This window comes from Streptomyces sp. NBC_01233, from assembly GCF_035989305.1.
In the GTDB taxonomy this organism is placed as follows: Bacteria; Actinomycetota; Actinomycetes; order Streptomycetales; family Streptomycetaceae; genus Streptomyces.
In genome coordinates this window covers 3964502-3986492 of record NZ_CP108514.1, presented here as the reverse complement: position 1 = coordinate 3986492, position 21991 = coordinate 3964502, and the positions used below count along the sequence as shown (strand labels likewise).

The following is a 21991-nucleotide window of genomic DNA, read 5'->3' as shown; positions in this document are numbered from 1 at the left end:
GTTCCGGCGGTGGAGTGGCTGTGGAGTGGCTCATCTCATCAGCTCACCGGCGTTGACCAGCAGGGACTGGCCGGTTATCGCCCGTGCCCGCTCGGAGGCGAAGAAGACGGCGGCGTCGGCGACGTCCCCGTCGGTGGCGAGATCGGGCAGTGCCATACGCCGGGTCAGCCGACCGTGCACCTCGGCCTCCGCAACGCCCTCCGTGTGGGCGGTGAAGGTGACGAACGCCTGCACCGGCGGCCCCCACATCCAGCCGGGCAGCACGGTGTTCACGCGGATCCGGTGCGGGCCGAGCTCGCGGGCCATGGAGTACATGGCGGAGGTCAGGGCCCCCTTGGAGGCGGCGTAGGCGGCCTGCTGCACCTCGTTGGGCGCGGCGACGGCGGACTGCGTCCCGATGATCACCACGGATCCCCCGCGCTCCTTGAGCGCGGGCAGGCAGGCCCGGGTCATCCTCAGGGTCCCCAGCAGGTTGACGTCGAGGATCTGCTGCCAGGTCCCGAAGTCGGCTTCCTCCAGCCCCCCGAAGTACGAGTCCCAGGCGGCGACGTGCACGACGGCGTCGAGCCGCCCGAAGCGCGTGCGCGCGAGCTCGGCGAGGGCCTCGCACTGCGTCTCGTCGGTGATGTCGGTCGGCAGGTAGGCGGTGTGCGCCCCCTCGGGGTCGATCTCGGCGGCGGACTTGACGAGATTCGCCTCGGTCCGCGCCCCGAGCACGGCATTCCCCCCGTCCCGTACGACGGCGGCGGCCACCTGATGCCCGAGCCCGGCCCCGACACCGGAGACGATGACGGTCTTCCCTTGCAGCAGCATGACGGACCTCCGGGCACGGCGTATCTGACGGTGCGTCAGGCTACGGCGCGGGCGCGGCGGTGTGAAGGGGCGGGAACCGATGAGTGGCGGGTGGTGTGTGACCCCATCGCCCTGGCCGTACCAAGGCGCGTTCCTCGGCTCAAGGCTCACCTCCCGCACCATCCGGTACCCCACGGGCTCACCCCAGGCCACAAGCGCCAGGCAGGCGAGGAACCGCTCGCGGTCGTATCCCGGGTCGTTCGGTGAGCGCGAGGATCTCGCGTACGGGGGAACCGTTCCTAGTCAGTGAGCAGGAGTGAGTCTTGGACTCACTGCCTGGCACTGCGCGCATCCCGAACGGTTTTGGATGCACTGGTCGCCCGCGTTCCCTGGTGTTTCCCCGTCCGGGCACGTGCATCGTGTGCATGTTCCGTGACGGGGCGGCGGGTTTCCTCACGTCCTCGGACACCGCGTTCGGCCTGGACGGTCCGATGCCCCACACGATCACTCTGGTCGTGTGGGGGCGGTGCCGTCCGACGCCGGATCGGGTGTCCGAGGGCGCGTCGTCCGATCGCGATGCCGGCGGCATCGTGACGGGACATCGTGCGGCGTGGGGTGACCAGCGGTTTCTGCCAGTGCTGGCCTCCCCACTGCGAGGTGTAAGCGGGATCGACTGCGACGATGACAAGACCGGCTTCGGCGGCCATCGACACGAGTCGGGCCTTGAGCCTGCCGGTCGGCATACCGGAAACGAGCTGCCGGAACCGTTTCCTGCGGCCGTGCTTCTCACGGGTCTTCTCCGCAGCGAAGTCGAGGTCTTCCAGGCCGATGGCCTTGGCCCCGGCACTCTTGGTCCAGTGCAGTACCTGGGTGATGGCATGGCGGATTTGCGCGTCTCGGTGGTCGGCCGACCCGGACAGGTCGTAGTAGAAACGGTGCGGTTCGCCTACTGGGTTGCCGTGGGTGTCGAGGCGGTAGGCGGCGAAGTGGTCGGCGTTGGTGTCCACGCCGACCATGCCGTTTGCGCGGGCGGTCGCGAGCGGGATCGTCTGGACAACCGGACGTTGCCAGGAGGCGCTGAGGTACCAGCGCCCGCGGGAGACATCCAGGTGGATGCGGTACGCGACGGCCCGGTTGTCCTCGATGCGATCGGCCCATTCCTCGCCCCGGTGCTGAAACGACACCCTGGACATGAGGATGTACCGGCCGTGCTTGCTGTTGGCCAGGTGTGCGAGCGGGGTCGGGAGCTTGATCGGCACTTCGCCGTCGGGGGTGACGCGGATGGTCTCGTTCCCCAACCGTTTGCCCGACTCGCCGTCAGCGGCCAGGAACCAGCGCTCCGCCTCCCACCGCTGCCGCCATTCGGCCTCGGTGATCTGCGTTTTCTCCAGGTTGTGCCGGTTGTTGAGGAGCCGTCGCCCGCCGCGCACCACGTGCACGCGCCCGGCTTCCCGGTCGGCGCGAGCGGCATCGAGCCGGTGCTCCAGGACCTGCAGGCGGCGGGACTTGTCAAACCACTCGCCCTTCGACCGGTATCCGCCGGCCGCCCTCTTCGTACCGCGTTCGCCGATCGGTAGGGACAGTCGGTGCTTCAGGGTCCGGATACCGGCCTCAAGGGATTGAATGTGTGCGAGCTGGCAGCGCCGGGAGAGCGCCCACTGATCGTGTGTGGCCTTCGTGATCGACCCGGCCCAGCGGGACGACGATGCGGCGGTGAGGCCATGCTTGCGGGCCGCCCACCTTTGCGCGTCATGGTCGTTGCCATCCGCGCAGCGGGCCGCCAGGTCGAGGGACGCCAGGTGTCCAAGGTGCTCACCCACAAGCCGCAACACCTTCTCGTCCTGGGGCGTGAGGTGCTTGAGGCGGTCGCGTATCGCCACACCGGACGGGCCGAGGGCCACGAACGGCGCGTCGATGGTGCGGAGCTGCCTCTTCTTCGGCTGCTCAGTCATGGGCTGCCGCCGCTTCCAGAGCCTTCTCCGCCCGGTTCTTCGCAGAGCGGCGGCCGTACAGGCGGGCACAGAAAGAGGTCAGAACCTCAACCATGTCCCGTACCGGGTCGTCCTCGACTTCGCCCTTGTCCAGGACCACCAGGCGGCGGCCGGTCGCGGACAGGGCGGCTTCGATGAGTTCGACGTTCATCCGGCCGAGGCGGTCTTTGTGCTCGACCACCACAGTGGTCACCGCCGGGTCGGCCAGCAGACGACGCGCCTTTGCCCGGCTGCCGTTCATGCCCGAAGCGATCTCGGATTCGACCCGCACCACTCGGTGCCCGGCCTCCGCGGCCCACTCGGTCAGCCGGGCGACCTGACGTTCCAGATCCTGCCTCTGACCGTGGGAAGAAACGCGGGCATACAGGCCCACGCCACCCGTCACGGACGCTGACGAGTTCGCCTCGACGTTGACCAGGATCGTGCGGGGCCCCACTCGTTCCGCAGGGACCGGCAACGCGCCCTCACGGAACCAGCGATACGCGGTCTGCGGATGCACACCCTGCGCCTTCGCCCACTCCTTGAGGTTCATACACCCGACCGTAACCACACTCACCCAAATGCACTATCACTCACAAGAGCGAATCAAAGGACCAGCAGTGACCGACCCTCGACCGAGGCGGCGCGGGCGGCGAACGCGGGCGGCGGCGATGCGGGCACGGCGGCGGTGGCGGTGGCGATGGTGGGCGCAACGGTGGTGGTGGGCACGGCGGTAGCAGACACGGGCGCTCCTCCGGAGACGGGTGCGCGCATCGTAGCCAGGCAAAGTTGTAGACGGCATGTATGTATCGGGTGGTGGACGGACCCCTCCCCATCTGATGCCGCATCAGCTAGACCGTTCCCATGACGACAGGAGAGCAGGAACCGCAGCAGGACACCCGCGTCGACGACTACGCCGCGCTCGCGTCCGTCGGCCCCTACGGCGTCCACCCCGGGCACGCGCTGATCACCCTGGTGGAACCGCACCCGGGCCACGAGTTCGCGTACAACCGCTGGTACGAGGACGACCACTACTACGCCGGCGCCATGGCCATGCCCTGGATGTACGCGGGCCGCCGCTGGGTCGCCACCCGCGAGCTCCAGGAGCTGCGCTACCCCGAGAAGTCGGCCGTCGCCCAGCCCGTCACCGCGGGCTGCTACATATCGACGTACTGGGTCACCGAGGGCCGCTACGACGAGCACATGAAGTGGACCGTCGGCATCAACAAGCGCCTGAACCGCGACGGCCGGGTCTACCAGGACCGCACCCACGTCTTCACGGCCTTCCAGGACCACGCGGCCACCGTCTACCGCGACGGCGCCGCCGGCCCGCGGGACTTCCACGCCCTCGACCACCCGTACGCCGGCCTCGTGGTCCAGGTGGTCGACGCCGACGGGCCCGAGCAGCGGGCCGGGTTGCTGGAGTGGCTGCGCTCGCGCGCCCTCCCGAAGCGGCTGCACGGCTCCCCGGCCGCGATGGTGACGGTCTTCCGTCCGACCCCGCTGCCCGGTGACCGGATGACGTACGTCAAGCAGGTCGAGGGGGTCGGTACCCGGCTGACGCTGCTGTGGTTCCTGGAGGCCGACCCGCGGGAGTGCTGGGACCGCTTCCGGGGGCTGGACGCGGAGGTCGCCGAGGCGGGGCTGGGGCGGGTGGAGCTGGTGGCGCCGTTCATCCCCACGGTGCCGGGGACGGACCGGTACGTCGATCAGCTGCGCTGACCGCTGTGCTGGCCGCTGCGCCGGCCGTGCCCACGCCCGGGGCCGTACGCGTGCCCGTCGCCGTACGAGCGCCCGTACGTACGCGGGCATGGCCGAGCCCCCTCGGCCAAGACGGCGGACCGGTCGAGAGGGCTCCAGTCAGTGGTGCACATGCGGTGAGCAGCAGTGCTGCTGCCTGTGAGAGCGGAACGGTTGGGACGCGCCGTGATCTTCAGGCGAGGCGTCCCGGCCGGCCCTCGGTGACGTCGGCGACGAAAGAGGTCCAGGAACCGGGTGCGAAGGTGAGGGACGGACCGTCCTGCACCTTCGAGTCGCGGACGGCGATGGCCTCCATGACGGGGGACTTGACCTCGATGCAGGCGCCGTTGGCAGAGTAGGAGGACTTGACCCAGTTGACCGTGGCGCCCTGACGAATAGCCATGTTTCTCTCCGGTGAGCGAGTAGTTCCGGTGTCTTGTCGGCCATTTCCGGCTGACCTGATCGACGCTACCCGCAGCTCCTGATAGGTGAATGAAGCGTTCACCCGACCGAGTGGCATATTCCATTCAGGCCTTATGTGGCCGGGGAGTGACGGTGTACCGTACCGACCCCTCTGCCACTCGCCCGGCACATCACGGCGCTGGTCGCCCCATTTGCCCTATTCGCCCTTTTTCGCATATTCGTCGATGATCCCGGAGATGAACTGCCGCGTCTGGTCGACGTTGAGGGCCTGGGCGCGCAGGTGTTCGTACATCACGCTGTACTTCTGCACGTCGTTGGCCTTCTCCAGGTACAGGTCGCTCGTCACGCCCTCGATGTAGACGACCGTCGAGTCGGACGCGTCCGGGAACTCCAGGATCGCGTACTGGCCGTTGACCCCGGGATGGGCGCCCAGCGAGAAGGGCATCACCTGCACGGTGACGTGCGGCTGCTCGGACTGCTCTATCAAGTACTCCAGCTGCCGGGTCATGAGCTGGGCGTCGCCCACCCGCCGGCGCAGGGCGGCCTCGTCGATGACCGCCCACAGGCGCAGCGGGCCGAGCTCCGGGTTGTTGTTGTCGGTCTCGGAGAGCCGCTTCTGGCGGTGCATCCGGACCTGGACCCGCTTGTCCACGTCGGCCGGGGCGGTCTCCGGCCAGGCACCGCGGACGAGGGACTGGGCGTACTCCGTGGTCTGGAGCAGGCCCGGGATCACCAGGGGTTCGTACGTGCGCAGGCTGGCGGCGTCCGTCTCCAGGCCGATGTACACGCTGTACGGGATGTCGCCGAAGGCGTGCCACCAGCCCTGCTGGCGGGAGTCCTTCGCCATCTGCATGAGCGAGTCGATGAGCCGGCGGTCCTCGACCTCGTACACGTCGCACAGGTCGCGGACGTCGCGCTGGCTGATGGAACGGCGGCCGTTCTCCAGCCGGCTGATCTTCGACTGGGAGACGAGCAGGCGCTCGGCGACCTGTTCGGCCGTCATGCCCTTGTCCTCGCGGAGCTTGCGCAACTCCATGCCCAGTCGGCGGCGTCGGACGGTGGGATTGACATTGGACGCCACGGGAACGGCACCTCCGCCTTCTTCTGTCGTGCAGCTGTCTCTCTGCGTGTCTGATGTCGAGCAGACTGCCACCGAAGCGGGCGCCGCCGCTGGGGAACGGCAGGGAAAACACAGACGCGCGGGGCGGCGGGGTCGGCGAACCGGCCCCGCCACCCCGCGCGCTGGCGGCTCCCGAACCGGGTCTTTGCGGACGTCGGTCACGGCGATGGCGTTGCTATGGAGCTCAGATGGATCCGTGGACCCGAACTGGTTGTAACCGGTTGATCAGTGCGCGGCCGCGCGGGCCATCGCACCCGTCCGGCGCGGCTGCAACGGGACGCTGCTCGCCGTGGCCCGGGCTGGTGGTGCCGGTGCGCGGTCACGGCGCGGCTGTGCGGCCACACCGTTCTGGACGTCCATCACGGCATGCGCCACGAGTCCGCCCATCGGGTCGTGCCGGATCAGGTCCCGCAGCCGGGACCTGGACGACCGCCCCTCGTTGCCGGGGTACAGGTGCTTGCCGAGTCCGACCGCGTGGGCCAGTGCGGCAAGCGCCGCGGTCCGCGGGTCCGGCGGTACGCCGGTGCGGATCGCACTGTCGAGCCGGGCTCGGATCTCCCGGCTGATCTCCGTGTCCGTCGCCTGGTAGCGAGTTGTCGGCAACACACCGCACATCTGTCCTGCGACGGCATGCACCATGCCGCAGCGCTCCAGATGAGCGAGGTAAATCTGACGGAGCCCCAGTCGGGGTCCGCCGATCCAGTGGACGGCCCGTACCGGGCTGCCGCGCCTGCGCAGCAGTTCCAGTGCGGAGTCCAGAGTCGGATCTCCTGTCGGCCGTGGCATCACCACGGCGATACGATCCCCATCAGGGGCTATCCGTCCTGCCAGAGCCAGCTCCACTAGCTGTGCCCCGGCCAGGCCGAGGTCGAGCGACTGCGGCTGCGCCGTGGTACCCGTGGCCGGGTCCAAGGCGAGCAGCAGAAGCTCCTCCGGAATTGTTCTGCGGCTCCTGCCCATCCATGCCTCCCCGCGTGGATGAGTGACAGGGTGACGCCTCTCACATTCATCTGTCGAGAGCGCGTGGCCGCTTTGTGGGGGAACCCGCAGCTATGTCGTTCTCGTCTAGCACGGGGGCGATGCCCCCGAGACGGGACACTGTTAGACATTCGGACAGCCGGACGTGGCGGCGATGGAGGAGGAACGGTGGCGGGCGAGTCCCCCGACAAGTCGGTAGATGCAGGAGCGCCGGGGGCGGCGGAGTCGTCCGCGGAGCGTGATCCGAGGCTGTCGGTGTTCCGGCCGAGGGATCCGGAAGACCGCGACGCTCGCGCCGGCGAGGCGGAGGTCGAGGCGGCGGCGGAGGTCGAGGCCGTTGCCGAGCCCGAGCCTGTTGCCGAGCCCGAGCCTGAGCCCGTTGCAGAGCCCGAGCCCGTGGCCGGAGCCGAGGGCGAGCGGGATCCGCTGCGCGAGGCGGTGGCGGCGTGGGTCGCCAAGGTCGATGGACCCGCGGAGACCTCCGAACGGCTTGAACCGGCCGCGGATGCGGTTGCGGATCCCGATGCGGATGCGGATGCGGACGCGGGTGCCGAGGCCCCGGCGGAGGAGCCCGAGGCCGACGAGCCGGCTACCGCGCCGAAGCGCGAGGCCGTTCCGGACGCCCGTTCCGAGGAGCCGGATTCAGCTTCCGGTTCCGCTTCCGGTTCCGCCGCGGAGAAGCCGAAGGCCGGGGACGGTGAGCGCACCGCTGTCTTCCGTGCGGTGAAGCGCGATGCCGATGTCGATGCCCCGGCGGCTCCCGCTGCGGAGAAGCCGGCCGACAGCGAGCGCACCGCCGTGTTCCGTGCGGTGAAGCTGGATGCCGCCGCGGAGAAGTCCAAGCCCAAGCCCAAGCCCGAGCCTGCGCCTGCGGCCGAAGAGCCTGCGGACAGTGAGCGCACGGCCGTCTTCCGGGCGCCGAAGCCGGTTTCCGCCCCGGCTGCCGAGAAGTCGAAGCCCGCGCCCGCCGTCGAGGAGCCCGCGGACAGTGAGCGCACCGCCGTCTTCCGGGCGCCGAAGCCGGTTTCCGCCCCGGCTGCCGAGAAGTCGAAGCCCGCGCCCGCCGTCGAGGAGCCCGCGGACAGCGAGCGCACGGCCGTGTTCCGGGCCGTGAAGCTGGATGCCGGATCCGGATCTGGCGCCGGATCCGGCGCCGGAGGTCGTGCCGGATCGGATTCCGGTTCCGGTTCCGGTTCTGTTCCGGGTTCTGCCCCGGCGGCCCCCGCCGAGGACAAGCCGAAGCCCGCGCCCGCGCCCGCCGTCGAGCGGTCCGCCGACAGCGAGCGCACCGCCGTCTTCCGGGTCCCGAAGGTGGATGCGGTCAAGGCGGAGACTCCGAAGCCCGCTCCTGCCAAGCCCGCCGCCCCGAAGCCGACCCTGGCCAAGCCGGCCGAAGCCAGGTTCGCCCCGGCCCAGGCCAAGCCCGCCCAGGCCACGCCCGCCGAGGCCGAGCCCACCGCCGAGGCGCCCAAGGGCAGCACCTTCGTGCCGCTGCGTCCGGAGAGCGTCGCGCCGGCGCCCGAGGTCCGGCAGCGGCCGAAGCTGCCCGCCGCCGTGGACCGGGCCGAGCGGACCACGCAGCAGCCGCTGCCGCCCAAGCCGCCGCTCGACATGCTGGCGGACCTCACGAACAACCCGCCTCCGCCGCCGAGCCCGATGCGCACCGCGGTCCGGCGGTTCAAGATCTACGCCCCGCTCGTCGTGCTCGTGGCGATCATCCTGGCCGTCGTGCAGCTGGTGCGCCCGCTGCCCGAGCCGAAGCTCGTGATGAACGCGAAGTCCTCGTACACCTTCGACGGCCCCAAGCCCCAGCTGCCCTGGCCCGCCGAGGGCCAGGCCTACATGGCCGCCGCCGGCCTCGGCACGCTCGGCCAGTCCGGCGAGCAGAAGCCCGTGCCGATCGCGAGCGTCACCAAGTCGATGACGGCGTACATCATCCTGCGCGACCACCCCATGAAGAAGGGTGAGCAGGGCGCGATGATCGACGTCGACAAGACGGCCGAGACCGAGGGCAAGAAGAACAACTCGACCGACAACGAGTCCACCCTCGACACGGTCAAGGAGGGCGAGAAGATCTCGGAGTACGACGCGATCGCCGCCCTCATGATCCCGTCGGCCAACAACATCGCGCGGCTGCTCGCGCGCTGGGACTCCGGTTCCCAGGAGGCGTTCGTCAAGAAGATGAACGACACCGCCAAGGAACTCGGCATGACCAACACCACGTACACGGACCCCTCGGGTCTGGACGCGACCACGGTCAGCACCGCCGAGGACCAGGTGAAGCTGGGCCTGAAGCTGGTCGAGATGGAAGCACTGCTGGACATCACGAAGAAGACCAGCTGGGTGGACCCGTCCGGCAAGAACTGGCGGAACTGGAACGGCCTGACCGGACCCACCGGCGCGCTCGGCATCAAGACCGGTACGACGACCAAGGCCGGCGGAAACCTCCTCTTCGCCGCCCAGAAGAAGGTCGGCAAGACCAACCAGCTGATCGTCGGAGCCGTCCTCGGCCAGCACAAGGCGCCGATCATCGACAGCGTGCTCGCCGCGAGCAAGCAGCTGATGCTCGAGACCCAGAAGGTCCTCGACGGTGCGACCGTCGTCAAGAAGGGCGAGGTCGTGGGCTACGTCGACGACGGTCTCGGCGGCCGGACGCCCGTCGTGGCCACCGCCGACGTGCAGGCGGTCGGCTGGGCCTCGCTGACCGTCGACGTGAAGCTCGCGGACGGCGGCGCGAAGATGCCGCAGACCGCGACGGCCGGGACCGAGGTCGGCGTGCTGACCGTCGGGGAGGGCGCCAGCCAGGTGAAGGTGCCGGTGGCCCTGCAGAGCGACCTGGCGGCGCCGGGCATCGGCAGCAAGCTGACGCGCGTCGGCTGACATCCGGTGAGAGCGTGGATCCGGCGCCCCGGGCAACCCCGGGGCGCCGGGGCGCGTCTTGGCACCCGGGACGTGTGCGGGTGTGGACTCATGTGTTGGGGAGAGCGGCAGTGACCACTGCTGAGCAGCAGGGCCGGCGTCAGGACGCCGTCCCGCCGGCCGACGGCGGGGGTGCCGACGGCCAGGGCCAGGGCGAAGGCGAGGGCGGGGGCTCCGGAGTACCGGAGCAGTCCGCCGGCACGGGGGTGCCCGCGCCGTCCGCCGGCCCGGGCGCCACTCCCGGCCCTGCACCCACTCCCGACCTCGGCCCCGGCGCCGTCCCCGCCCCCGGCGGCATACGGCTCCGCGGCCGCGCCGGCCTGGTCCGCGCCGCCCTCGACGGGGCCCGGCGCCACCCGGTGGCCGTCGCCACCGCCCTCGCCGCCGTACTGCACGTCGTCTGGTTCTTCAGCTTCGCCAACAGCGGCGGAGACCTCGCCGCGCAGGACGCCTGGGCCGAGTTCGTGGGCCGCCATCCCGACTCGGCGTACAACCTCGCCTGGTACGGCGGCATGCACCCCGTCTCGTACAGCGTGGTCTCGCCGTACCTCATGCACATGCTCGGCGTCCGGACCACGATGATGATCGCGGGCACCGTCTCGGCCGGGCTGCTCGCGCTGATCCTCACCCGCTGCCGCGGCGCCGTGCGCGAGCCGCTGTGGCCCGCCCTGGCCGGGGTGTACGGGCTGCTCTGCAACGCCCTGTCGGGCCGCGTCACCTTCGGTCTCGGTGCGATGTTCGCGCTCGCCGCGGTCGCAGCGGTCTTCTGCTGGCCCCGCAAGTGGGCGCGGCGGCGCTGGGCCAAGGCAGCGGTGGCGGCCCCGCTGGCCGGGCTCGCGACCGCCGCCAGCCCCGTCGCGGGCCTGTTCCTCGGGGTGATCGCGGCCGCGCTGTTCCTGAGCGGGCGGCGCCCGGGTGCGTACGCGCTGGGGCTGGCCCCGGTGGCCGTGGTCGGACTGTCGGCCTGGCTCTTCCCGTTCTCCGGGACGCAGCCGATGAAGATCGGCTCGGCCGGGCTGCCCTTCGTGTTCGCGCTGCTGATCCTGTTCCTCGTACCGAAGCGGTGGAAGACGGTCCGGATCGCGTCCGCCGTCTACGCCCTCGGGGTCTTCCTGACCTGGCTGATCGACTCCCAGGTCGGCTCGAACGTCACCCGGCTGGTGATGCTGTTCGGCGGGGCCGTACTGCTCGCGGCCCTCGCGTACGAGCTCCCGCGCTCGCGGCGCTGGTACGGGGTGCTGCTCGCCTTCGTCGGGCTGAACGCCTGGATCACCGCCAACAGCATCACGGACATCATCCGTACCACCCCGGTGGCCGCGTGGAACCGTGAGCTGGCCCCGCTCGTCGACCGGCTGCAGAAGGCGGGCGCCGACCGCGGCCGGGTCGAGGTGGTCCCCGCCAGCAGCCACCGCGAGTCCTCCGCCTTCCCCTCGTACGTGAACCTCGCGCGCGGCTGGAACCGGCAGGCCGACCTGGAGCGCAACCCGCTCTTCTACGACGACACCCTCACCGCCGACAGCTACCGGGCCTGGCTGGAGCGCTGGGCCGTGCACTACGTGGTGCTGCCGGCCGACAAACCCGACTCGGGCGGGGAGGACGAGGCGAAGCTCGTGCGCGGGGGGCTCCCGTACCTCCAGCAGGTGTGGGGCGACGCGAACTGGCAGCTGTTCAAGGTCCACGAGCCGACGGACCTGGTGGCCGGACCGGCGACCGTGGTGCGGGCGAGCGCCGACCGGCTGGTCATCGACGTGAAGAAGCCGGGGCGGGTCCTCGTGCGGATCCCGCACTCCCCGTGGCTGGGGCTGGTCGACGGGGCGGGGAAGCCCGTACCGCCGCCCCAGGAGACCTTCGCGTCCAAGGCGCGGGGCGGGAGCGGGGAGGGCGGCGCGCTCCGCAAGGAGTACGCGAACAGCGCCGGATGCCTCTTCAAGGCGGCGCCGGACGAGACCGGCGACGTGTGGACGGAGCTGCTGGCGCCCGCACCGGGGGAGTACCGGGTGGCGGCGAAGTACCAGCTGCCGCGGGGAACGCCCTGCCCGGACGACCTGGTCCACCAGACGCTGGGACAGCCGAAGCTGCCGGCTCCGCCGCGCCGGTGATCCGCGCTTGCTCCGGACCTGATCCGGACCTGATCCAGAGCCCTTGATCGGAATTCTTTACGTGCCGGTCCGGGTGCGTTGGTCCGTATATATGCATACGATCCCAGTAGTCCGATTGGGTGCTTCCCGAGGGAGTTGACGACGGGATGAACAAAGAGCAGAAGCGCGACGTCCGGACGGCCATCGCGAAGGTGCAGGAACAGGCGCAGCCGCCGCGTATGCCGGGGCACGGCTTCGACGGTCCGGTACGGAGCAAGGTCAAGGGCGGGCTGCACACGAAGGCCGCGCTCAAGCGGGCCGGCACTCCGCAGGGTGACCGCATCGGCGAGCGCACCAGTGGCCTGAGCTGACCGAGTCGACCCGTCGCTGGACGTAGCCCTTCCGGTCTCGGCCGGGAGGGCCTTTTCCGTCGGAGCCCGTTCGCCGGGTGGCGGCCGGAGAACCGTTACATCACCGACGGAATACCCACATGTGCCCCCCGTAGCGTCATGGCCGTCCCTCCCGCCCGCATGCCCGCACGGAGTACGCACGCCATGACCAGCACCCTCGCCCCCGTCCGCCGCGCCCGCACCGCCCGCGGGACCGGCCGCCGGACCGGCCGGGCCGTGGCGACCGCCGTCCTCGCCGTCGCGGTCTCCGGGGGCCTCGCGGCCTGCGGCGGCGGGACGAAGCTGCCGCCGGACCCCAAGGTCGGCAGCACCGCGGCCCCCGCCTTCGTCCCCGCGGCGGACGTCGCCCCGGCGCTGCCCAGGTCGAGGCCGACTGGTATGAAGATCGACGCGGCGGGCGTGGACGCGAAGCGGATGGTCGACCTCGCGGTGGACCCGGTCTCCGGCGAGCTCGGCGTGCCGAACGCCGACACCGACGCGGACACCCCCGGCTGGTGGACCGAGGGGGTCACCCCGGGCGAGAAGGGGGTCTCCGTGCTCGTCGCGCACTTCGACACCAGGCACGGGCCGGCGCTGATGAAGGACGTCGAGAAGATCAGGCTCGGCGACGTGGTGGAGGTGCCGCGCGAGGACGGTAAGACGGCCAGGTTCAAGGTCCGCGAGATCGAGGAGGTGAACAAGAAGGACTTCCCGACCGGCAAGGTCTACCGGGACACCGACCGGCCCGAGCTGCGCCTGCTGACCTGCGGCGGCGAGGTGAAGGACGGGCACCGCACCGACAACGTCGTCTTCTACGCCGACCTCGTGGCCTGATCCGGCGCGATCCCGCCGACCACCGGCCGAAACGGGCGCACTACCGTGAGCTCACCGGGGGAACGGTGAAGGGTGAACGCGACCGCGGAGCAGGGGACGGGGAGCAGGGGCCGCGGAGCAGGGGCCGCGGAACAGGGGACGCGGAACAGGGGACGGGGAACGGGGGACGGGGAACGGGGACCATGAGCAACATCCAGCACAGCACCATGGGCATGGGCATGCCCTCCGGCACAGCCATGCCCTCCGGCACCGCCATGTGGTCCGTCACCGTCACCGACATCGTCGCCGGCACCGGCACCCCGGCGGAGCCCCGCCGATGAGAGCGCGGCCGTCGCGCCCGCGGCTGCCCGCCTGGACCTCCACCCTGATCTGGAAGGCCGCGGTCTTCATCACCCTCATGTGCTGCGGGCTGGCGGCCCTCCTCGGCGTCCTCGTGCACCGTGCCATGACCCACCAGACCGTCGCCACCGCCCGCGAGAAGGCGCAGACGAAGCTGGAGCGGGCCATCAGGGCCTACGAGACCGGTGCGCGCCTGCCCCGCGGCGAGGGCATCGACCCGGTCGGCCTGCCCCCCGAGCTGCGCGCACGGGCCGTCGACGGCAAACGCGGCACGGCGCTCGGCGAGCACCGCGGACGCGCCGCCATGTGGGCGGCCGCGCCGGCCGAGGAGGGGACCGCGATAGCCGTGTCCGTGGACTTCCGCGCCGGCGAGCGGACCATCGCCGAACTGGACCGGGCCATCCTCGGCTCCTCGGGGCTGGCCATCGGCGCCACCCTCCTCATGGGCGCGTTCGGCGTCACCCGCATCACCCGGCGGCTGCACCTGACCGCGCAGGTGGCCCGCCGGATCACCGCGGGCGACCTGGACGCGCGGGTCGACGACGGCGCGCGGAACCAGGACGAGGTGGCGGCGGTCTCCCGGGCCCTGGACACCATGGCCGCGTCCCTCCAGCGCAAGCTCGAAGCGGAACGGCGGTTCACGGCGGATGTCGCCCACGAGCTCCGCACCCCCCTGACCGGCCTGAACGCGGCCGCCGAGCTGCTGCCGCCGGGCCGTCCGGCCGAGCTCGTACGGGACCGGGTACAGGCGATGCGCGCGCTGACCGAGGACCTGCTGGAGATCTCCCGGCTGGACGCGCGCAGCGAGCGCGTGGAGCTGGACTGGTACGACCTGGGCGATCTGGCGGTGCGCACGATCCGGGCCTCCGGCACCGACACGGCCTTGGACGTGGTCTCCTCCCCGCGGGTGGAGACGGACCGGCGCCGCCTGGAGCGGATCCTGGGCAACCTCGTGGCCAACGCGCACAGCCACGGCGCGGCCCCGGTCACGCTCACCGTCGACGGCCGGACCCTGACCGTGACCGACGCGGGCCCCGGCTACCCGGAGTACCTCCTCACCACCGGCCCGCAGCGGTTCCGTACGGAGGGCGCGAACAAGGGCCACGGGCTGGGCCTGACCATCGCCGTGGGCCAGGCACGGGCCCTCGGCGCCACCCTCGCCTTCCGCAACCGGGAGGAGGGCGGCGCCGAGGCCCGCGTCACGCTCCCAGAGCCCGCAGCACGGGGAGCAACTGCGCCTCCTCGGCGTCGAGATGAGCCTCCAGCTCCCGGCTGAGCCGCTCCACCCCCTCGCCGAATCCCGCACCGCCCGGCGCGTCCAGCGCCCGCACCAGCTCCTGCTGGAGCCGTGCGATGCCGCGGTGCTCGGCGTCGAGCCTGCGGAAGAACTCCCTCATGTGGGGGTGCTGTTGCTCCAGGTACGGGAAGAGGCCGGCGTCCTCGCTCTTGTGGTGGAACTCCAGCGAGTGGCAGAACGCGAGGCAGTGCTGGCGCAGTTGAAGCCCGAGCGGCAGTGCCCGGCCACCGCGCGGCTCCTCGTGCGCCCGCTCCCGTACGAGCTCCCGTACGAGCTCCAGCTGGGCCCGCAGCCACCCGTGCACGTCGAGCAGCTTCCCGGCGATCCCGCCCTCGCCCGAGGCCGCCTCGTGCGTCCGCTGGAGCACCACGACGGGGATCACCCGCCCGGTGCGCGCCTGGTACTCCCCGTACCCGGGCGCCTCGCGCACGACGCGCGCGAACAGCTCGTCCCGGCGCGCCCCTTCGGCGGGCACGGCGACGGCCTCGTACTCCTCGGCCGCGGTCTCCACCTGTACGAGGGGACGCGCGAGCAGGTTGTGATACCAGGCGGGATGCCGGTCGGCCCCGGCCGCGGATCCCACGACGAGCAGCCCCCCGGCTTCGCGCAGGAACCCGAGCGGGACGGTGTGGGGCTTCCCGGACCTGGCTCCGGTGGTGGTGAGCAGGATCAGCTCGGACCCTTCGAAGGGCCCGCCGACGCGACCGGCGTTGGCCCTGAACTCATCAATGACGGTCTGATGGAACGAAAATGACACGGAGTGTGAACGTCCTCACGGTGTGTGCGTGCGATGGCAGCGGCAAAACCGAGGGAGATCACCCGTAGCCGGTGGCGTAGATGCCCATGGGCCCGGTCCTTCGACAACAGGTGCCTGCCCAACCACCGCCCGGCCCACATCTCAGTAGGCGGCGTCACGCGACACGGGCGCCATGTAACCACAGAGCGAAAAGGACCTCCAACCGTTTCCGGTTGGAGGTCCTCGGAGTGTGCCCTCGGCAGGATTCGAACCTGCGACACCGGCTTTAGGAGAGCCGTGCTCTATCCCCTGAGCTACGAAGGCCGGGATCTGTCGGAAAACGTGTCTGAAAATCGGTCCATGTAGACGCGATGATCCAGAGGGGTTTACCGACAGCGCGCGGAGACCTGGCTGTGAGGCCTGGCCACCGCGGTCAGTGTAGCGGGTGGTGCTTGATCCGCATCTGCAATCCATGGCGCCTGCGCTTCCAGGTGGGTGCGTCAGGGGGTACCGGACGCAGGCGCTCGGTTCGGTTGAACCGCTGCCGCCCTGTTGACGGGTCGATCTGCCGGTCCTCCTCGGTTTCGTCGACCCGGATGTGCTCGGTGCGGATCTGCACCCGGCACTGGATGGTCACGCGGTGGTAGTGGCGCACGCGCCCGGCCTTCCTGCACTCGAGCTCCTCGACGGGAAGCGGGGTGCAGTGCGTGACGCCGTCGACCCCTATCCCTGTCTTGGTGGTGCCGTCCGCTCACAGCGGGAAGAGGGCCGGGGTCATTCTCCGTCCAGCCACCCTCAATTCGCCGCCAGGGAAGCCCTCTTTGCGGGTACGGCCGCCAGTGCTGCCGCGATGAGCGAGATGGCGGCCAGTGCCGCGAAGAGGTGTGGGTAGCCGCCGAGGGGGCCGGCGAGGGCGGCGCATGCCCAGGGGGCCAGGGCTGCGGTGATGTGGGCGGGGGCTCCGAGGAGGGCGGAGAGGCGGCCGTAGTGGGTGGTGCCCCAGCGGTCGGTGACGGCGGTGGCCTGGAGGAGGGTGAGGTTGCCGCGGACGACGCCTGCCAGGACCGCGAGCAGGACCAGGAGGGGGATGGGGCCCGGGACGACGGCGAGTGCTGCGGTGGTCGCGCCGCCGAGGGTGATCAGGGTGACGGTGCGCGTCGTGACGGAGGTGCGGGTGGACAGGCCCGCGTAGAGGGTGCGGCCGAGGGTCTGGCCTGCCCCGCCCAGCCCGAGCGCCCAGGCGGCTTGCGTGGGCGTGGCACCGCGCTCGGTGAGGAGCGGGATGAGCCCCATGACGACGGCGTACATGGCGAAGCTGGAGAGGGTGAAGGCCGCGGCCAGCAGGAGGAACGGGCGGCTGCGCGGGATGGGAGTGCGGTCGACGGCGGGTGGCTGCGGTGGGGCGCTCGGCCAGGGGGCGCGCAGGGCCAGGGCGTGTGCGGGGATGGTGATGGCGGCGAGGATCACCGCGAGGACCGCGTACGTCGCCCGCCAGCTCAGGTGCTCGGCGAGGAGGGCGGTCAGGGGTGCGAAGACGGTGGAGGCCAGTCCGCCGGCGAGGGTGACGAGGGTCAGGGCGCGGACGCGGTCGGGGCCCCACCAGCGGGTCAGGGCGGCGAAGGCGGGCGGGTAGAAGGTGGCTGCCATGGCGACGCCCGCGAGCAGCCAACCGACTGTGAATACGGTCAGGTCGGGGGCAGCCGCGATGAGCAGCAGGGCGAGTGTGCCGAGTGCGGAGCCGACGGTCATCACGGCGCGCGGCCCTCGTCGGTCGAGGACCCGGCCGATGGGGATCCCGGCTATGGCCGAGACCAGGAGCGCGAGGGAGAACGCGGCCGTTGCCGCGTTGGTGGACCAGCCGGTGTCGGCGGTCAGGCGGGGGAGGAGGACGGGGAAGGCGTAGTAGACGATTCCCCAGCTGGTGATCTGCGTGGCGCAGAGGGCGGGCAGTACGGCGCGCGGCCGCGCCCGGACCCCCGTCCCGGTCGCGGCCGCGTCGGCCTGAATGTGTTGCACGGTGGTCAGCAGCCGCCGGAAGAGGCCGGGGCGCCGATCGTGAGTGTGGCGGGGGCTGCGCAGCAGCCGCCACCGGTCGCCTCGGCGGCCTCGGGCTGGTCGAACAGGCCCGCGCCGCCGCACACTCCGGTCTCGGGGAGGGTGAGCTCGACGCGCTCGGCGGCTTCCCGGTCGCCCGCGAGGGCCGCTGCGATGGAGCGGACCTGCTCGTAGCCGGTCATGGCGAGGAAGGCCGTGGAGCGCCCGTAGCTCTTCATGCCGACGAGGTAGACGTCCTTCTCCGGGTGGGAGAGCTCCTTCACGCCGTGCGGGTAGACGGTGCCGCAGGAGTGCTGGTTGGGGTCGATCAGCGGGGCCAGATCCAGGGGCGCCTGGAGGCGCTCGTCGAGGCCCAGGCGCAGTTCGGAGACGAACGACAGGTCGGGGCGCAGGCCCGTCAGGACGATGACCTCGTCGACCGGGTCCAGGCGGCGCCCGTCGTCGGCGACCAGGACGAGCTGCTCTCCACTCTTCTCCACGGCGTCGGTGCGGAAGCCGGTGACCGCGTCGGCGTAGCCGTTGTCGACGGCGGCCTTGGCGGCGAGGCCGAGGGCGCCGCGGGCGGGGAGCTGGTCGGAGGCTCCACCGCCGAAGGTCGAGCCGCTGATGCCGCGCCGCAGGATCCACACGGAGTGGGTGCCCGGCTCGTCCTTGGCGAGGTCGGCCAGATAGGCCAGCGCGGTGAAGGCGGAGGCGCCGGAGCCGATGACCGCGGTGCGCTTGCCTGCGTAGCGGGCGCGGACGGCGGGGTCCTTCAGGTCCGGGACGCGGTAGGTGATGCGGTCGGCTGCCGCCTTCTCGCCGAGGGCGGCGAGTCCGCTGCCGCCGGCCGGGCCCGGGGTGGTCCAGGTGCCGGAGGCGTCGATGACGGCTCGTGCCCGGATGCGCTGCTCGGCTCCGTCGGCGGTCTCGTAGTTGATGACGAAGGGCTGGGCCTCGCGGTCGGCGTCGACGATGCGGTCCCGTCCGGTGCGGGAGACGCCGGTGACCCGCGCGTCGTAGCGGACCTGCTCGCCGAGGACATCGGCGAGCGGCTGGAGGTAGCGCTCGGCCCAGTCTCCGCCGGAGGGGTAGGCGGCCGGGTCGGGCTTGACCCAGCCGGTGGGGGCGAGGAGCTTCTCGGCGGCCGGGTCGACGACCTCGCCCCAGGTGGAGAACAGCCGCACGTGTGCCCACTCGCGTACGGCGGCGCCGGCTGCGGTGCCGGCCTCCAGGACGAGGGGTTCGATGCCGCGGTCGACCAGGTGGGCAGCGGCGGCGAGTCCGGCGGGTCCGGCGCCGATGACGACGACAGGCAGCTCGGTGGTGGCGGGCGCGTTCACGGCAGGCTCCTCGTTTGTTTCGACATCTATCGATGCTCGCGTCTCCAGCATGGCATCTGCTTCGATGGACGTCAACATAGACATTCATCAAATCGGAGGTCTTTCGTGGAGCGCGTGGATGTCGCGGTCATCGGAGGCGGCCAGTCGGGTCTGGCGGCCGCGGACGCACTCGCCCGGCGGGGCCGGGCGCCGGTGATCCAGGAGGCGTCGGATCGGGCGGCCGGGTCCTGGCCGCGCTACTACGACAGCCTGACCCTCTTCTCCCCGGCCCGGTTCAGCGCGCTGCCCGGCATGCCGTTCGGTGGCGATCCGGACCGCCATCCGCACCGCGACGAGGTCGTCGCCTACCTGAGCGCCTACGCCGACCGGCTCCAGGCCGACATCCGCACCGGCCACCGGGTGGCCGCGGTCGCGGCGAACGGCGCCGGCTTCACCGTCGAGCTGGAGGGCGGCGGGAACCTCGCGGCCCGCGCGGTGGTCGCGGCGGCCGGCAGCTTCGGCCGTCCCCTCCGGCCGACGCTGCCGGGCCTGGAATCGTTCACCGGGCGGGTGCTGCATGCGGCGGACTACCGCGACCCGGCCCCCTTCGTCGGGCAGCGGGTCGTCGTGGTCGGGGCCGGTAACTCCGCGGTCCAGATCGCAGCCGAGCTCGCCCGGGTGAGCCGTACGACACTGGCGACCCGGGCGCCGGTGAAGTTCGCCCGCCGGCACCTGCTGGGCCGGGACCTGCACTTCTGGCTGACCCGCACCGGGCTGGATGCCGCACCGCTGGGGCGCCTGCTCCGCACCCCGCCCGCCCAGCCCGTCCTCGATGACGGCCGCTACCGCGCCGCCTTGGGTGCCGGCACCGTCGGCCCGTGTTCCTCAGCCTGGACGGCGAGAAGGTCACCTGGGCCGGCGGGGCCATGGAAACGGTGGACGCGCTGATCCTGGCCACGGGCTACCGCCCTGACCTGCCCTGCCTCGCCGGACTCGACGGCGCCCTCGACATATCCGGCCGGCCTCGCCACCAGGACGGAGCTTCCCTCGCTCACCCGGGCCTGGCCTTCGTAGGGCTGGAATGGCAGCGCAGCCTGTCCTCGAACTCCCTGCGCGGGGTGGGCCGCGATGCCGCGCGGGCGGCTCGCCGCCTTACGGCCTTCCTGGACCGCGCCTGAGGCTGCCCCTGCCGACCTGGTTCGATGTGTGTCAACATAGACGTATGTCGAATGCGAAGGTTCTGCCGCTCCTGGAGCCCGATGCCGTCGTGCCCTGCTGCCCGCCGCTGACCGAGCGCGCCATGTCCGCGAGCGAGGCCGAGGTCGCGGCGAAGATGTTCAAGGCCCTCGGGGATCCCGTCCGTCTGCGCCTGTTCTCCGCCGTCGCCTCTCATGAGGGTGGGGAGGCGTGCGTGTGCGACATCTCCGATGTGGGGGTGTCTCAGCCGACCGTCTCCCATCACCTGAAGAAGCTGAAGGAGGCGGGGCTCCTGTCCTCCGAGCGGCGCGGGACCTGGGTGTACTACCGGGTCGAGCCGACCGTGCTCGCCGCGATGGGGGCGCTGCTGGTCGACTCCGCCCGCGAGGCGTAGGGCCGCGCGCGGAGTGGGTCCTGCCGATGTGGTGGTGCCCGACATCGTCTATCGATTATCGTCGATTGACGATGAAGACTGACCTGCCGCTCAGCGAAGAAGACGCCCACACGTACGCGGGCTGGTTCAAGGCCCTGGCCGATCCCACCCGTGTGCGGCTGCTCCACCTGCTGGCCGGCGAGGACCGCGCGATGAGCGTGGGCGAGATCGTCGCGCGGGCCGAGGTGGGCCAGTCGACGGTCTCGCACCACCTCAAGATCCTCGCCGAGGTGCGGTTCGTCCTCGCCGAAAAGCAGGGCACGTCCACCCTCTACACGGTCAACCACACCTGCCTGACCGTCTTCCCCCGCGCCGTACGCGCGATCCTCGGCGAGGAGGCGCCCGCCGATGGCTGCTGAGTTCAATATCGCGGCGATGGCGCCGGCGCACGCGGAGCAGGTGCTGGCGATCTACCAGTTCGGGATCGACGAAGGCAACGCCACCTTCGAAGCCACCGCCCCGACCTGGGAGGCATTCGACGCCGCCAAGCTGCCGGGCCACCGCTTTGCCGCGGTGGACGAGGACGGCAAGGTCCTTGGTTGGGTCGCCGCGACCGCGGTATCGGATCGATGCGCCTACGCGGGCGTGGTCGAGCATTCCGTGTACGTCGACCCGGCCGCGCGAGGCCGTGGAGTCGCCCGCGCCCTGCTGCAGGCGCTGATCGCCTCGACCGAAGCGGCGGGCATCTGGACGATCCAGTCCGGGATCTTTCCCGAGAACGCCGCCAGCCTCGCCGTCCACGAGCGGGTCGGCTTCCGCGTCATCGGAACCCGCGAGCGCATCGGCCGCCAGCGCGGCGTGTGGCGTGACGGGTCCTGTTGGAGCGGCGGAGCCCGCAGATCAGCTGAGCTCGCCGTTCAGGGTGAGCTGGCGGCGGTGGAAGTCGAAGTGCTGCGTCGGGTAGCGGTAGAGGTCCGCGAGCGTCATGAAGTCCTGGAAGAACGGGTCCCAGCGGACGGGGTAGTGCATGCCACGGGCCAGGTCTGCATCGGACTCCGCTGCCAGGCGGCGCTGCAGGGAGTCGATGACGCGGTCGAAGGCGGCGCCCGTCCGGCGCGGCCCGAAGACCTTCACCGCCCCGCACGGGCCGACGTGGTTGACCCAGCCGAACGGTACGGTCGCGGCGTTCAGCGCCCGGGCGAAGGCCTTGCCGGCGCTGCGGGGCAGCCGCCCGAAGACGCCGACCAGGACCAGCAGCACCCGGGCGATCATGTAGCCGAAGAGCATGTGCCACAGCAGTTGCTCGTTGGTCCACCGGGTACCGCGCGTGGGACGGGCGAGGTCTGCCGTCGCGGCGCTGTCGAGCAGGTCGTGGAAGGTCTGCCGCGCGCGCTCGTAGTCCGCGTACACGGCCTGCCGGTCCATCGCGATCTCGCTCATCATGGGCTGC

23 protein-coding genes, 1 tRNA gene and 1 pseudogene are annotated in these 21991 nt (G+C 71.3%); 12 read left to right on the top strand and 13 right to left on the bottom strand.

The features are described 5' to 3' along the window. Positions 1-30: 30 nt before the first annotated feature. From OG332_RS18635 to OG332_RS18620, 4 genes are all read right to left on the bottom strand, one after another. Positions 31-813 (bottom strand): SDR family oxidoreductase, encoded by a 783-nt coding sequence (locus OG332_RS18635; protein ID WP_327414541.1) that lies wholly within the window; start codon positions 811-813, stop codon positions 31-33. A gap of 308 nt (positions 814-1121) precedes the next feature. After that, entirely contained in the window at positions 1122-2744 is a 1623-nt protein-coding gene (locus OG332_RS18630; RefSeq protein WP_327414540.1) for a transposase, read from the bottom strand. Further along, complete coding sequence (locus OG332_RS18625; RefSeq protein WP_327414539.1) at positions 2737-3315, bottom strand: IS607 family transposase; 579 nt, start codon at positions 3313-3315, stop codon at positions 2737-2739. The genes OG332_RS18630 and OG332_RS18625 overlap by 8 nt, the downstream gene beginning before the upstream one ends. 53 nt (positions 3316-3368) lie before the next feature. Continuing rightward, positions 3369-3506: a hypothetical protein gene (locus tag OG332_RS18620; protein WP_327414538.1), complete on the bottom strand. Its 138-nt coding sequence runs from the start codon at positions 3504-3506 to the stop codon at positions 3369-3371. A gap of 120 nt (positions 3507-3626) precedes the next feature. On the opposite strand from OG332_RS18620, the gene OG332_RS18615 reads away from it, so the two are divergent. Then, positions 3627-4484, top strand: coding sequence for a hypothetical protein (locus tag OG332_RS18615; protein WP_327414537.1), 858 nt, complete (start codon positions 3627-3629; stop codon positions 4482-4484). 211 nt (positions 4485-4695) lie between these two features. On the opposite strand, the gene OG332_RS18610 is transcribed toward OG332_RS18615, so the two are convergent. The 3 genes from OG332_RS18610 to OG332_RS18600 all read right to left on the bottom strand — a co-directional run bounded on the left by OG332_RS18610 (position 4696) and on the right by OG332_RS18600 (position 7005). Further along, positions 4696-4905 carry a DUF397 domain-containing protein gene (locus tag OG332_RS18610; RefSeq protein ID WP_327414536.1) on the bottom strand — a complete coding sequence of 70 codons (210 nt, stop codon included), beginning with the start codon at positions 4903-4905 and terminating at the stop codon, positions 4696-4698. A 216-nt stretch (positions 4906-5121) separates the two neighbouring features. After that, positions 5122-6006 (bottom strand): helix-turn-helix domain-containing protein, encoded by an 885-nt coding sequence (locus OG332_RS18605; protein ID WP_327414535.1) that lies wholly within the window; start codon positions 6004-6006, stop codon positions 5122-5124. A gap of 264 nt (positions 6007-6270) precedes the next feature. After that, the gene (locus tag OG332_RS18600) at positions 6271-7005 is read right to left on the bottom strand and encodes a GOLPH3/VPS74 family protein (protein WP_030390041.1); all 735 of its coding nucleotides are present in this window, start codon (positions 7003-7005) and stop codon (positions 6271-6273) included. Between the two features lie 186 nt (positions 7006-7191). On the opposite strand from OG332_RS18600, the gene OG332_RS18595 reads away from it, so the two are divergent. The 6 genes from OG332_RS18595 to OG332_RS18570 all read left to right on the top strand — a co-directional run bounded on the left by OG332_RS18595 (position 7192) and on the right by OG332_RS18570 (position 14858). Beyond that, positions 7192-9903 carry a hypothetical protein gene (locus tag OG332_RS18595; RefSeq protein WP_327414534.1) on the top strand — a complete coding sequence of 904 codons (2712 nt, stop codon included), beginning with the start codon at positions 7192-7194 and terminating at the stop codon, positions 9901-9903. A gap of 110 nt (positions 9904-10013) precedes the next feature. After that, positions 10014-12041, top strand: a complete 2028-nt coding sequence (locus OG332_RS18590) for an MFS transporter (RefSeq protein ID WP_442816174.1) — start codon at positions 10014-10016, stop codon at positions 12039-12041. Positions 12042-12187: 146 nt separating this feature from the next. Beyond that, a complete protein-coding gene (locus OG332_RS18585) occupies positions 12188-12391 on the top strand; it encodes a hypothetical protein (protein WP_327414533.1) in 204 nt (67 codons plus the stop codon). Between the two features lie 183 nt (positions 12392-12574). Continuing rightward, positions 12575-13243, top strand: a complete 669-nt coding sequence (locus OG332_RS18580) for a sortase domain-containing protein (RefSeq protein WP_327414532.1) — start codon at positions 12575-12577, stop codon at positions 13241-13243. A gap of 182 nt (positions 13244-13425) precedes the next feature. Further along, complete coding sequence (locus tag OG332_RS18575; protein ID WP_327414531.1) at positions 13426-13563, top strand: hypothetical protein; 138 nt, start codon at positions 13426-13428, stop codon at positions 13561-13563. Next, positions 13560-14858, top strand: a complete 1299-nt coding sequence (locus tag OG332_RS18570; protein ID WP_327414530.1) for a HAMP domain-containing sensor histidine kinase — start codon at positions 13560-13562, stop codon at positions 14856-14858. The genes OG332_RS18575 and OG332_RS18570 overlap by 4 nt, the downstream gene beginning before the upstream one ends. Here the strand turns inward: OG332_RS18570 and OG332_RS18565 are convergent. The 5 genes from OG332_RS18565 to OG332_RS18545 all read right to left on the bottom strand — a co-directional run bounded on the left by OG332_RS18565 (position 14782) and on the right by OG332_RS18545 (position 18992). Continuing rightward, on the bottom strand, positions 14782-15636 hold the full coding sequence (locus OG332_RS18565; RefSeq protein WP_327414529.1) for a nitroreductase/quinone reductase family protein: 855 nt from the start codon (positions 15634-15636) through the stop codon (positions 14782-14784). The two genes, OG332_RS18570 and OG332_RS18565, sit on opposite strands and share 77 nt — an antisense overlap. A gap of 230 nt (positions 15637-15866) precedes the next feature. Beyond that, positions 15867-15939 (bottom strand) — tRNA-Arg (locus OG332_RS18560). Positions 15940-16048: 109 nt separating this feature from the next. Beyond that, complete coding sequence (locus tag OG332_RS18555) at positions 16049-16270, bottom strand: hypothetical protein (protein WP_327414528.1); 222 nt, start codon at positions 16268-16270, stop codon at positions 16049-16051. Positions 16271-16410: 140 nt separating this feature from the next. Next, entirely contained in the window at positions 16411-17631 is a 1221-nt protein-coding gene (locus tag OG332_RS18550) for an MFS transporter (RefSeq protein ID WP_327414527.1), read from the bottom strand. Positions 17632-17636: 5 nt separating this feature from the next. Next, positions 17637-18992 (bottom strand): NAD(P)-binding domain-containing protein, encoded by a 1356-nt coding sequence (locus OG332_RS18545; RefSeq protein ID WP_327414526.1) that lies wholly within the window; start codon positions 18990-18992, stop codon positions 17637-17639. 105 nt (positions 18993-19097) lie between these two features. Between OG332_RS18545 and OG332_RS18540 the strand changes: the two genes are divergently transcribed. The 5 genes and pseudogenes from OG332_RS18540 to OG332_RS18520 all read left to right on the top strand — a co-directional run bounded on the left by OG332_RS18540 (position 19098) and on the right by OG332_RS18520 (position 21449). Beyond that, a complete protein-coding gene (locus OG332_RS18540; RefSeq protein ID WP_327414525.1) occupies positions 19098-19919 on the top strand; it encodes an NAD(P)/FAD-dependent oxidoreductase in 822 nt (273 codons plus the stop codon). Next, positions 19850-20149: a hypothetical protein gene (locus tag OG332_RS18535; RefSeq protein ID WP_327414524.1), complete on the top strand. Its 300-nt coding sequence runs from the start codon at positions 19850-19852 to the stop codon at positions 20147-20149. The genes OG332_RS18540 and OG332_RS18535 overlap by 70 nt, the downstream gene beginning before the upstream one ends. A gap of 44 nt (positions 20150-20193) precedes the next feature. Beyond that, on the top strand, positions 20194-20562 hold the full coding sequence (locus OG332_RS18530) for an ArsR/SmtB family transcription factor (protein ID WP_327414523.1): 369 nt from the start codon (positions 20194-20196) through the stop codon (positions 20560-20562). A gap of 71 nt (positions 20563-20633) precedes the next feature. Continuing rightward, on the top strand, positions 20634-20960 hold the full coding sequence (locus tag OG332_RS18525; RefSeq protein ID WP_327414522.1) for an ArsR/SmtB family transcription factor: 327 nt from the start codon (positions 20634-20636) through the stop codon (positions 20958-20960). Beyond that, a pseudogene (locus tag OG332_RS18520) lies at positions 20950-21449 on the top strand (GNAT family N-acetyltransferase). The gene OG332_RS18525 and the pseudogene OG332_RS18520 overlap by 11 nt, the downstream one beginning before the upstream one ends. On the opposite strand, the gene OG332_RS18515 reads toward OG332_RS18520, so the two are convergent. Continuing rightward, a complete protein-coding gene (locus OG332_RS18515; RefSeq protein ID WP_327414521.1) occupies positions 21442-21984 on the bottom strand; it encodes a DinB family protein in 543 nt (180 codons plus the stop codon). The pseudogene OG332_RS18520 and the gene OG332_RS18515 overlap by 8 nt on opposite strands. Positions 21985-21991 lie beyond the last annotated feature (7 nt).

What these genes read in the sequence shown, in the direction of transcription:
- OG332_RS18635 (WP_327414541.1), bottom strand. Translation starts at nt 813, where the DNA reads ATGCTGCTGCAAGGGAAGACCGTCATCGTCTCCGGTGTCGGGGCCGGG.
- OG332_RS18610 (WP_327414536.1), bottom strand. Translation starts at nt 4,905, where the DNA reads ATGGCTATTCGTCAGGGCGCCACGGTCAACTGGGTCAAGTCCTCCTAC.
- OG332_RS18630 (WP_327414540.1), bottom strand. Translation starts at nt 2,744, where the DNA reads ATGACTGAGCAGCCGAAGAAGAGGCAGCTCCGCACCATCGACGCGCCG.
- OG332_RS18580 (WP_327414532.1), top strand. Translation starts at nt 12,575, where the DNA reads ATGACCAGCACCCTCGCCCCCGTCCGCCGCGCCCGCACCGCCCGCGGG.
- OG332_RS18525 (WP_327414522.1), top strand. Translation starts at nt 20,634, where the DNA reads ATGAAGACTGACCTGCCGCTCAGCGAAGAAGACGCCCACACGTACGCG.
- OG332_RS18615 (WP_327414537.1), top strand. Translation starts at nt 3,627, where the DNA reads ATGACGACAGGAGAGCAGGAACCGCAGCAGGACACCCGCGTCGACGAC.
- OG332_RS18570 (WP_327414530.1), top strand. Translation starts at nt 13,560, where the DNA reads ATGAGAGCGCGGCCGTCGCGCCCGCGGCTGCCCGCCTGGACCTCCACC.
- OG332_RS18515 (WP_327414521.1), bottom strand. Translation starts at nt 21,984, where the DNA reads ATGATGAGCGAGATCGCGATGGACCGGCAGGCCGTGTACGCGGACTAC.
- OG332_RS18600 (WP_030390041.1), bottom strand. Translation starts at nt 7,005, where the DNA reads ATGGGCAGGAGCCGCAGAACAATTCCGGAGGAGCTTCTGCTGCTCGCC.
- OG332_RS18625 (WP_327414539.1), bottom strand. Translation starts at nt 3,315, where the DNA reads ATGAACCTCAAGGAGTGGGCGAAGGCGCAGGGTGTGCATCCGCAGACC.
- OG332_RS18585 (WP_327414533.1), top strand. Translation starts at nt 12,188, where the DNA reads ATGAACAAAGAGCAGAAGCGCGACGTCCGGACGGCCATCGCGAAGGTG.
- OG332_RS18575 (WP_327414531.1), top strand. Translation starts at nt 13,426, where the DNA reads ATGAGCAACATCCAGCACAGCACCATGGGCATGGGCATGCCCTCCGGC.
- OG332_RS18530 (WP_327414523.1), top strand. Translation starts at nt 20,194, where the DNA reads ATGTCGAATGCGAAGGTTCTGCCGCTCCTGGAGCCCGATGCCGTCGTG.